Below are 9,047 nucleotides of genomic sequence, written 5' to 3'. Positions count from 1 at the left end.
GCGGGGATGCGGCGCTGAGCAGGAGGGCGCGCGTGTCGGCCGGGGCGCCGCGCGCTGCGGGGCGGCGCGGTCGATCGAGCCGCCGGGGCACGCCTGGCCCGGCTGCCGGGCTAGGCCCTGCCCAGCACGGCGTCGAGCTTGTCGTTGACCTTCGACTCGACCATGCCCTTCATCGCCTTCAGCAGGAACGGGAGATCGATCTCCACATGGACCGCGGACGCCTCGACGCGAACGAGGCCCTTCGTCCCCTTCGCGGCGCCGCCCGGCGCCTCGAACCGGATGACGTCGCCATCCCATCGCCACTGGATGCCGAGCTTGTCTTCCATGCCCCGCGCAAGCTCTTCCGCGCGCTTCCTGGCCTCGTCCTTGGTGAGCGCGTGCTGCCGACGGATGTCGATCGTCGCCATACGGTATCTCCACTCGTTCGCGTCCACGGCGACGCGCCGGGTGCGGTACGCTCTACTTACTCGATCCGACGCGCGATCCAAAAGCCGCGCGGCGTGTCGACCGGGCCGCTCACGCCCCCCTTGGGGAGGCTGAACAGCTCGTACTCCGGCGCGGGCTCGAGCACGCCGCGCGGGATGTAGCCGAGGTCGTCGGTCGACCCCTTGTCGCCCTTCTCGATGGCGGCCTTGAAGTCCGTCTTGGCCACCTCGGCGAGCTCCCTGGCGAGCGCCAGCGCGGCATCCTTGGAGCGCGCGGTCGGCGCCGCGCCCTGCGCGCCGCGGTACTGGATGAGCACGACGCCGAAGCGCACCTTCTTCGGCGCCTCGGCCGGCAGCGAGGGCGGCGCCTCTCCCGAGAGGAGCGTGACGCCCGCGTCGGATCGCCCCGCTGGCTCGGGGCCGCGCTCCTGGACGATGCCCTCGGCGCCGGCGTCGCTCCCCGCGTCGGCGTCGCCCGCCGCGGCCGTCGCAGGCGAGGCGGCGGCGTCGGCGGCGTCGGGGCCTGCGTCGGCGGGCGCGCTGGCCGCGCCGCGCCCCTTCGAGCCGCCTTGCGTGATGACGAACGCCAGCGCGCCCGCGAAGAAGAGCGTGTAGATGACCGCCGTCGAGCGCTGCATGAGCGGCAGCGCGTTAGCACAGGTGGAGGACGCTTGGCGAGGCCGCGATGGGCGACACGCGTCGCCTGCCAGATGGCGTCGCCGCTCCGTTACCGTCCCGCCCGTCCCGCCCGTCCCGCCCGTCCCGCCGTCCCCGGCCGCCCCGCGACTGCGCGCTGTCCGCTTCCTGCTTCCGGACCACGTACGCGACATGCCCGAGGAAGTCGCCGATTTGAGGGCGCCCGGCAGAAGAGGCGATCCTAAGGACCGCAACCCCTGCTAGTAAGGAGAGCGGATGTCGGGGCATCCCGGCCTTTCGCAGGCCGAACGAGCGTGGGGCGCCTGCGAAGGCGCTCGCAGCGCCGGCATCGGGTCGGGAAGCATGATCAAGGTCGAGTGCGACGGGTGCAAATCGCCGTACCAGGTCGACGAGAAGCGTGTCCCCCCTGCGGGGCTCAGGATGCGCTGTCCGAAGTGCGGTACGAGCCTGCTGGTGACCAAGGGGGGCGCAAGCGCAGCGCCCGCGCCGACGCCTGTGCCCACCCCCCCGCCGCGGGCCGGGGCGGGGGGGCTTCAGCTCTCGGAGCGGAGCGCCCCGACGGCGACCGAGGACGCCGATCTGCCCATGGCGGCTCCGGAGGACATCGCATTCCCCGCGGTCGCGCCTCCCCGACGCCCCGGGCCGACGCCGGCGCCGGTACCGACGCCGCCGCGCCGCGCAGCGCCCGCGGTGCCTGCGCCGCCCGCGCCGCCTCCTGAGCCGCCGGGTCCGGAGGTCTTCGGCGAGATCGGCTTGCCGGACGTCCCCGATCGCCCCGCCCCGTCCGATCGGCGGAACGCCAAGACCGTGCCGCAACGGCGCGGCTTCGGAGAGATCGATCTCATGGTCGAGCTCCCGAGCCCGACGGACGCCGAGGTGCAGGGGCTCAACCCGGACGATCTGCCGGTCGTCTACGGCAACGCGCCCGGGGCGTCGGTGGCGCTCCCGGCGCGATCGCGCGCGGAGTCCCGCACCGCCCCGGCGACGCCGACCGCGTTCGCCGGTACCGACCTGCCGGCGCGGGTCGAGCCGCTGCCTCCGAGCAGCCGGCGCACCCTCGGGTTCGGCGAGCGAGAGTCGGCGCCGGGCGCCCCCTCGGGGCCTGGTGCGCGGGACGCCGGGCTCGGCGCGCGAAACGCCGGGGCCACCACGCAGCCCCTCGGTCGCGGGCGCACCCGCGGTGCGGGGGACGCGCCCCCGCGCGTGGCCCCGGAGTACGATTTCGGAGACCTGGACGACGACGCGCCCCCGGCTCCTCCGGCGCGTTCCAGCAGCGGATCCATGTCGTTCGGCTTCGGTGAGCTCGAGCTGCCTCTCGAGGGCGACGGCGACGCCGAGCTGCCCGCGACATCCGCGGGCGACCTGCCCATCGTCGCCGGCGATCTGCCGAGCTCGGCCCCGGCCGTCATCGGCATGCCCGCCCCGTTCTCGAACACGGGCTTGCCCACGCCGGCTTCCGCGCCGCTCCCCTCGCCTGCGCGCGCCGGGCTCCCGACCGCGGCCCAGGCGGGCTTCCCTGCTCCGACCGCCGCGGGCTTCCCCACGAAGGCCACCGGCCCCGCCCTCCCCTCGAAGGCCACCGGCTCCGCCCTCCCCTCGAAGGCCACCGGCTCCGCCCTCCCCTCGAAGGCCACCGGTGCCGGTTCGCCTGTAGGACCGGGGACCATCGTCGGCGCCGAGCTCTTCGACGAGGCCCCGCCGGACTACGACGACTCGCGCGTGGGCGCCGCATTCCAGGCGCCCGGGCCGCGCCCCCTCCCGCCGCAGGCGGCGCCGGAGCCGCCCAGCAGCGGCGCCATGCCGCCCGTCGACTTCGGCGCCGTACCCCCCGCCGACTTCCTCGCCGCGCCGCCCGCCGACGTCCGCGCCGCGTCCACCACCGGCTTCGGCGCCGCGCCCACCGCCGGCTTCGGCGCCGCCGATTTCGGCGACGAGATCGCCCTCGGCGAGAGCGTCACGCAGCTCGCCCCCGGCGCCGCGCCCACCCCTTACGATCCGTCCGACCGATCGGCGAACTTCACGCAATCGCCCGCGGACGCCGACGATCGGGGCATCGAGCTCAGCGAGCCGCACCCCAGCGTCGGGGACGAGGTCGACCTGACCGGCGCGGGCACCGAGATCGGCGACCTGAGCGCCGGTCCCGACGCGCAGGCCGAGAAGCCCGCGGCGACCACGGAAGCACCGCCGCCAAAATCGAAGATCAAGCGCTACGTCGTGGCGGCGCTCGCGGTCGCCGCCGTCAGCGGCGGCGCGCTCGCGCTCGTTCCGGACGTCGGCGCCTTCGGCGTGAACCTCATCAGCGACCGGCTCAACGCCTTCGCGCACGAGGGGGCGCTCGCCGAGCTCCGCCAGCGGACCCAGACGGCCTTCGCGAAGGACACCGCGTCGGCCGCCAACGGAGCGCTGAACGACGCGAACGCCACGCGGATCAATGCGCCGCGCCACCGGGCGACCATGGCCTACGCCGCGTACATCGCCTTCGCGCGGAGCATCCGCTTCGGGCACCGGACCGTCGACGACGCCTTCGGCAAGGAGATGCTCACGCTCGCGAGCTCCCATCCGGGCGACCTGCTCTCCCTCGCCGTCGCGGCGCAGGCCGCGGCCAGCGGCGAGCTCCCGCGCGCGCGACAGGCCGCGCAGGCGCTCGCCGCGCAGCTCAAGGACGACGTCGACCTCGCCGTCCTCTCGGCCGAGATCGAGCTCGCCGCCAGGGACGCCCCCAAGGCGATCGCGGCGTGGCAGCACGCGAGCGGCCTCCAGAAGAGCGCGCGCACGCTCTACGGCCTGGCCCGGGCGCAGCTCCTCGCCGGGGACACCGCGGGCGCCGAGGCGAGCGCCCGCGGCGCGCTCGAGGCCTCGCCCGACCACGTCGGGGCCCGCACCCTGATCGCGTCGGTGCTCTGGCAGACCCCGGGCCGCGAGCAGGAGGCGCTCGATCTGCTCGGCAAGGTCACCGGCGACGGCCCGACCCGGGCCGCCGCGAGCGACCCCGAGATCGTCGACGCGTACACGCTGCTCGGCACCATCCACCTCGCGAGGTCGCGCATGAGCGCGGCGGAGCAGGCCTTCGCCGCCGCGGTGAAGCTCGACCCGCAGGCGGTGCGCGCCCTGATCGGCAACGGCGAGGTCCTCTACAGGTCGGGCCGCTACTCCGAGGCGCAGGCGCGCTTCGAGGCCGCGGCCCGCGCCGACGCCCAGCGCCTCGCCGCGCAGCTCGGCAAGGCGAAGACGTGGCTGGCGCAGGAGCGCATGAAGGAGGCGAAGGACCTCCTGAAGGAGCTGCAGAAGACGCACGCGGCGGCCCCGCAGGTCGCTTACTGGCTCGGGCGCACCGAGCTCGCGCTCGGCAACAAGAAGGAAGCGGAGCAGGCGTACCTCGACGCCGTGAAGTCGACAGAGGACCTCCCGGAGGTCGTCGACGCTTACGTGGCGCTGGCGTCGCTCCTGTCCAGCATGGGCCGCAACGAGGCGGCGGCGGAGAAGCTGTCGGAGGCGACGGCGAAGTTCCCGGACCTGCCCGCGCTGCACAAGGCCAAGGCGGAGGTCGCGCTCCAGACCGGGCGGTACGACGAAGCCCGGCAGGAGCTCGAGCTCGCGCTCGCGAAGGAGGACGACCTCGGCAGCCAGTTCAAGCTGGGCGTGGCGTACCGTCGCCTGCGGCGGTTCGAGGACGCCGCGAAGATCTTCGACAAGGTCACGGCGGCCGACAAGGACTACCCGGGCCTCGCGCTCGAGCGCGGGCTCCTGTTCGAGGAGACCGGCCAGAGCGAGCGCGCGCTGGAGATGTACGCCGACGCGCTCCGCAAGGCGCCGAACGACATCGACCTGAAGCTGCGCGTCGGCTCGACCCAGGTCATGGCGGGGCACGCGAGCCAGGCGGAGCCCATCCTGCGCGACGTGCTCAAGGACCGCGCGAACTCCGCCGAGGCGAACCACTTCCTCGGCCGCGCGCTCCTCGTGCGCGGCACGAACATGGCCGAGGCGCTGCGCTTCCTGGAGCGCGCCGCGGAGCTCGATCCGAACCGCGCCGAGTACCACCTCTACGTCGGCTGGGGCGCCAACGAGACGGCCCAGACCGCGCGCGCGGAGATGGCGCTGAGGCGCGCGCTGGAGCTCGACGCGGAGCTCGGCGACGCGTACTGGCAGCGCGGCGTGCTGCTGCAGAAGCAGGGGGCGAGCCGGGACGCGCTGGCGGATCTGAAGATCGCGCTGGAGAAGCGGCCGTCCCGCTACGAGGCCTACGCCACGATGGCGCTCTGCTACCAGGATCAGGGCAACTGGGCGGCCGCGGAGGAGGCGTGGCGCAAGGCGATCGCGGCCAACGACAAGGTCCCCGAGTGGCACTACCGCCTCGGCAAGATCTACGCGTCACGCGGCAACCGGGCCGGGACCGCGAGCGAGATGGAGCAGGCGGTCGCCCTGGGCGAGGCGCCGGACCGCTCGAGCCCACCGTGGCTGTTCGACGCGCACTTCCTCCTCGCCGAGGCGCTCCGCGCGGCGAACAACCGCGAGAAGGCCATCCACCATTACCAGCGCTTCCTGGAGACGGCGCCGACCGACAACGCCTACCGGCGCGACGCGGAGCAGGCGCTGGAGGGCCTGGGGGCGGGAAAGGGACGCTGAGGACGCTGAGGCGGAGCGAGCGGCCGGCGCTCGGCTATCCTGGCGGATGATCCCCTCCGTCAACGCCCGCCTCGCGGTGCGCGCCGACATGCCCGAGGTGGCGCGCTTCGCGGCGCAGCTCGTCCGCCTGCACCACGCCCTCGATCCGCACCGCTTCATGTGCCTGGAGCCGCTCGAGCCGGGCTACGAGCGGTGGCTCACGAGCGAGCTCGCCGACCCCGACGCCGCGATCGTCGTCGCCGAGAGAGCGGGCGCCGAGCCGGCGCTGGTCGGCTACGCCTACGGCCGCCGGGAGCCGCGCGACTGGAACAGCCTCCTCGACGCCTGCGGCGCCCTCCACGACATCTATGTCGCCGAGCCCGCGCGCCGGCTGGGCGCGGGCGCTATCCTCCTGGAGGCCGTCATCGCGCGCCTCCGGGCCCTGGGCGCGCCGCGCGTCGTGCTCCACACCGCGACCCAGAACGCCGCCGCGCAGCGCCTGTTCGAGCGGTTCGGCTTCCGTCGCACGATGATCGAGATGACGCTCGAGCTCGAGTGACCGCGGCGTCCGCCACGCTATCAGCGCGTCGGCCGCGCCTCGATCCGAACATCCGAATCCGATGGCGCTCCCGGCGCGCTGGCCGAGGGTGATGGACTCACGAGCTCCGGCCTCCCCGGCGCGATCCCGGGAGCTCCGCGGCCGTCTGCGCCCACACCATCGTGTCGCGAGGCTCGCCCGCGGGCGTCAGGGCGTTCGCCTCGAGCGTCGTCACATGCCGGTACCCGAGCCGCCGGGGCACGGCGGCGCTCGCGGTGTTCCGCGGATCGCAGCGGATCTCGACGCGGCTCACGCCGAGCTCCTCGAGCGCGACCCGGGTCAAGCCTGCCACCGCCTCGGTCGCGTAACCGCAGCGCGTCGCCGTCGCCCGGAGCCAGTAGCCTATCTCGATCGCGCCCGGGCCGATCCGCGGGTGGAGCCCCGTACCCCCGAGCACGGCGCGCTCGTCGCGCGTGAAGATGCCATAATGAAAGTCGCGTCCTTCCGTGAAGTCGTCCCGGAACTTCTCGAGGAGCGCGGCGGTCGCCTCCATGGAGGAAGGCTCGTGCACGGCCCACGGCATCCAGGGCCGCAGGTGAGCAAGGCTTGTGTCGATCGCCTCCCTGATCAAAGGCGCATCCTCGGGCCGCCATGCTCGCAGCGTCAGCCGAGCGGTCAGGATGCGGTCCGGCGGGCGTTCACCTGTCATCGCGTCGCTCCATGCCTGTCGCCGTCATGCGCTTGACGACGACAACGCTGTCTTGCCAAGGCCATCGGACCACGCGACGGTCACGTCCCGAACCATGCGAGCCATGGAGTGCTCGGGCGTCGAGGCGAGCAGGCGTCACGGCACGCACCTTACAACGAAGACAGCCCTCGCACATCCGGTCAATCCCAGCCTCCGCAGCGATCATCGCCGTTGCACACCGGTCCACACACCTCTTGCCGAGGACATCGACGCTACCGCGGAGCGTCTTGACATGTCCGTCATAGCAGACTATTGTCCGTCATAGAAGAGTAAGGCGGAAAACATCAGCGCGCCCTCCCGGCACACCGGGAGGAGGTCCACGTCCACGCCCGCGCGTGGACGACGGATGACCGCTCGAGCAGAGGTGCCATTGGCTGAGGTGGCGCGGGCTGCGAACCATGACACGAGGAGGAAGGATGAAGATCTGAGCGCGCCTCATCCCGGCGGACGCGACGTCTCCCGGGTACTCGACAGGGGTCGACCATCCATCAGCAGAGGCCTTCCCTCGCCCCACGCCGGATTCATTGCTGCCTCAGCAGCACATCACAAGCAATCCCTGCTCCCGTCGCAGCAAGCGCGCGGCCAGCGCGAACGATTGTGATCCGTTCCTGCAATAGAGCCCTGGCACGCTCCCTGCTCCCTGCCACGACGACGGCCCGTGAGCTGAGCGCCCCCTCTGCCTGAGAGCAGGAGAGCTCTTCGCACGGCGCACGCCGTCAAGGAGAACAGGATGACGAAGCTGCGACTCTACAGCGCGAAGGCGTGCCCCTTCGCCCACCGCACCCGGCTCGTTTTGCAGGAGAAGGCGATCGACTTCGAGCTGACCGAGGTCGATCTGCAGAACAAGCCGCGGGCGTTCGTCGACGCCTCGCTCTACGGCAAGGTCCCGGCGATCGAGCACGAGGGCCACCGTATCTGGGAGTCGGCGATCATCAACGAGTACCTCGAGGAGGTCTTCCCCGAGCCACGGCTCCTGCCCAGGGAGCCGGGCAGGCGCGCCCTGGCGAGGATCTGGATCGATTACGCGAACACGCGCCTCGTGCCGGCGTTCACCCAGCTGCTGAGGGCCGAGACCCGGAACCAGGAGGCGGAGGGGCGCAAGGCGCTCGGCGAGGTGCTCGCGTTCATCGAGCAAGAGGCGCTGGCGAGGTCGTCGGGCCAGGGGCCCTACTGGCTCGGCGCCGAGGTCAGCCTCGTCGATCTCTCCTTCTATCCATGGTTCGAGCGGCTGCCGGCGGTCGGCCGCCTCCGCGACTTCTCCATCCCCGCGGAGCTCACGCGGCTCCGGGCGTGGATCGAGGCCGTGCAGGCGCGCCCCGCGGCCAGGGCCATCCAGAATCCGGTCGAGTTCTATGTGGAGCGCTTCGCGAAGTTCGTGAAGCCGGCGGCGACGACGGCCGCCTGAGCGGCGCCGAGGGACAAGGGACATCATGTTGAGACTCTGGGGTCACAAGAATTCTTCGAACGTGCAAAAGGTCCTCTGGGCGCTCGACGAGCTCAGGCTCGATTTCGAGCGCATCGACGCCGGCGGACCGTTCGGTCGCGTCAAGGACGCCGACTATCTCACCCTCAACCCGAACGGGCTGGTCCCGACGCTCGAGGACGGCCCGCTGGTGCTCTGGGAGTCGCACGCGATCGTGCGTTATCTGTTCTCGCGCTACGGGTCGCCGCCGCTCCAGCCGAGCGATCTCGCCGACAGGGCGCGCGCCGACGCCTGGACCGACTGGCAGTTCGGGACCCTGTGGCCCCCGATCCGGACGCTCCTCGTGCAGCTCGTGCGCACGCCGGAAGAGCGCCGCGATCAGGGCGCGATCGACGCCGCCCGCAGGTCGGCGCTCGCCGCGCTGGGGATCCTCGACAGGCAGCTGTCACGGCACCCGTGGGCCGCGGGAGAGTACTTCACGTTCGCCGATATCCCCCTCGGGGTCGCGGCGCAGCGGTGGTACAACCTGAAGACCGAGCGGCCCGCGCTGGAGCACGTCGACGCGTGGTACGGCCGCATCAAGCGCCGGCCTGGATTCGAGCGGTGGGTGGATCTGCCCCTGGGATGAGAGCGGGGCGCATCTTCGCGCGCTAC

At 72.6% G+C, this 9,047-nt stretch carries 7 protein-coding genes; 4 read left to right on the top strand and 3 right to left on the bottom strand.

The window, feature by feature from the left end; all coding sequences use genetic code 11:
- Nucleotides 1-110: 110 nt before the first annotated feature.
- Both WMF39_RS03365 and WMF39_RS03360 read right to left on the bottom strand, forming a co-directional pair.
- Nucleotides 111-407 carry a polyhydroxyalkanoic acid system family protein gene (locus tag WMF39_RS03365; protein ID WP_272097713.1) on the bottom strand — a complete coding sequence of 99 codons (297 nt, stop codon included), beginning with the start codon at nt 405-407 and terminating at the stop codon, nt 111-113.
- Nucleotides 408-463: 56 nt separating this feature from the next.
- Entirely contained in the window at nt 464-1,063 is a 600-nt protein-coding gene (locus tag WMF39_RS03360; RefSeq protein ID WP_437744107.1) for a peptidyl-prolyl cis-trans isomerase, read from the bottom strand.
- A gap of 274 nt (nt 1,064-1,337) precedes the next feature.
- On the opposite strand from WMF39_RS03360, the gene WMF39_RS03355 reads away from it, so the two are divergent.
- The gene (locus WMF39_RS03355) at nt 1,338-5,705 is read left to right on the top strand and encodes a tetratricopeptide repeat protein (RefSeq protein ID WP_437744106.1); all 4,368 of its coding nucleotides are present in this window, start codon (nt 1,338-1,340) and stop codon (nt 5,703-5,705) included.
- A gap of 46 nt (nt 5,706-5,751) precedes the next feature.
- On the top strand, nt 5,752-6,243 hold the full coding sequence (locus WMF39_RS03350; RefSeq protein ID WP_437744105.1) for an N-acetyltransferase family protein: 492 nt from the start codon (nt 5,752-5,754) through the stop codon (nt 6,241-6,243).
- 97 nt (nt 6,244-6,340) lie between these two features.
- Here the strand turns inward: WMF39_RS03350 and WMF39_RS03345 are convergent, their stop codons facing one another.
- Entirely contained in the window at nt 6,341-6,931 is a 591-nt protein-coding gene (locus WMF39_RS03345) for a GNAT family N-acetyltransferase (protein ID WP_437744104.1), read from the bottom strand.
- A gap of 769 nt (nt 6,932-7,700) precedes the next feature.
- Between WMF39_RS03345 and WMF39_RS03340 the strand changes: the two genes are divergently transcribed.
- Both WMF39_RS03340 and WMF39_RS03335 read left to right on the top strand, forming a co-directional pair.
- Nucleotides 7,701-8,375, top strand: coding sequence for a glutathione S-transferase family protein (locus WMF39_RS03340; RefSeq protein ID WP_437744103.1), 675 nt, complete (start codon nt 7,701-7,703; stop codon nt 8,373-8,375).
- A gap of 25 nt (nt 8,376-8,400) precedes the next feature.
- The gene (locus WMF39_RS03335; protein WP_437744102.1) at nt 8,401-9,021 is read left to right on the top strand and encodes a glutathione S-transferase family protein; all 621 of its coding nucleotides are present in this window, start codon (nt 8,401-8,403) and stop codon (nt 9,019-9,021) included.
- Nucleotides 9,022-9,047: the final 26 nt, after the last annotated feature.

Origin of the sequence: Sorangium sp. So ce1504 (genome assembly GCF_051521635.1) — a bacterium.
Taxonomy (GTDB): Bacteria; Myxococcota_A; Polyangia; order Polyangiales; family Polyangiaceae; genus Sorangium; species Sorangium cellulosum_B.
This window is presented reverse-complemented; position numbering and strand designations above follow the sequence as displayed.

Bases quoted from the DNA above. Each gene is read 5' to 3' on its own strand.
- WMF39_RS03365 (WP_272097713.1), bottom strand. From the start codon at position 407: ATGGCGACGATCGACATCCGTCGGCAGCACGCGCTCACCAAGGACGAG.
- WMF39_RS03360 (WP_437744107.1), bottom strand. From the start codon at position 1,063: ATGCAGCGCTCGACGGCGGTCATCTACACGCTCTTCTTCGCGGGCGCG.
- WMF39_RS03355 (WP_437744106.1), top strand. From the start codon at position 1,338: ATGTCGGGGCATCCCGGCCTTTCGCAGGCCGAACGAGCGTGGGGCGCC.
- WMF39_RS03350 (WP_437744105.1), top strand. From the start codon at position 5,752: ATGATCCCCTCCGTCAACGCCCGCCTCGCGGTGCGCGCCGACATGCCC.
- WMF39_RS03345 (WP_437744104.1), bottom strand. From the start codon at position 6,931: ATGACAGGTGAACGCCCGCCGGACCGCATCCTGACCGCTCGGCTGACG.
- WMF39_RS03340 (WP_437744103.1), top strand. From the start codon at position 7,701: ATGACGAAGCTGCGACTCTACAGCGCGAAGGCGTGCCCCTTCGCCCAC.
- WMF39_RS03335 (WP_437744102.1), top strand. From the start codon at position 8,401: ATGTTGAGACTCTGGGGTCACAAGAATTCTTCGAACGTGCAAAAGGTC.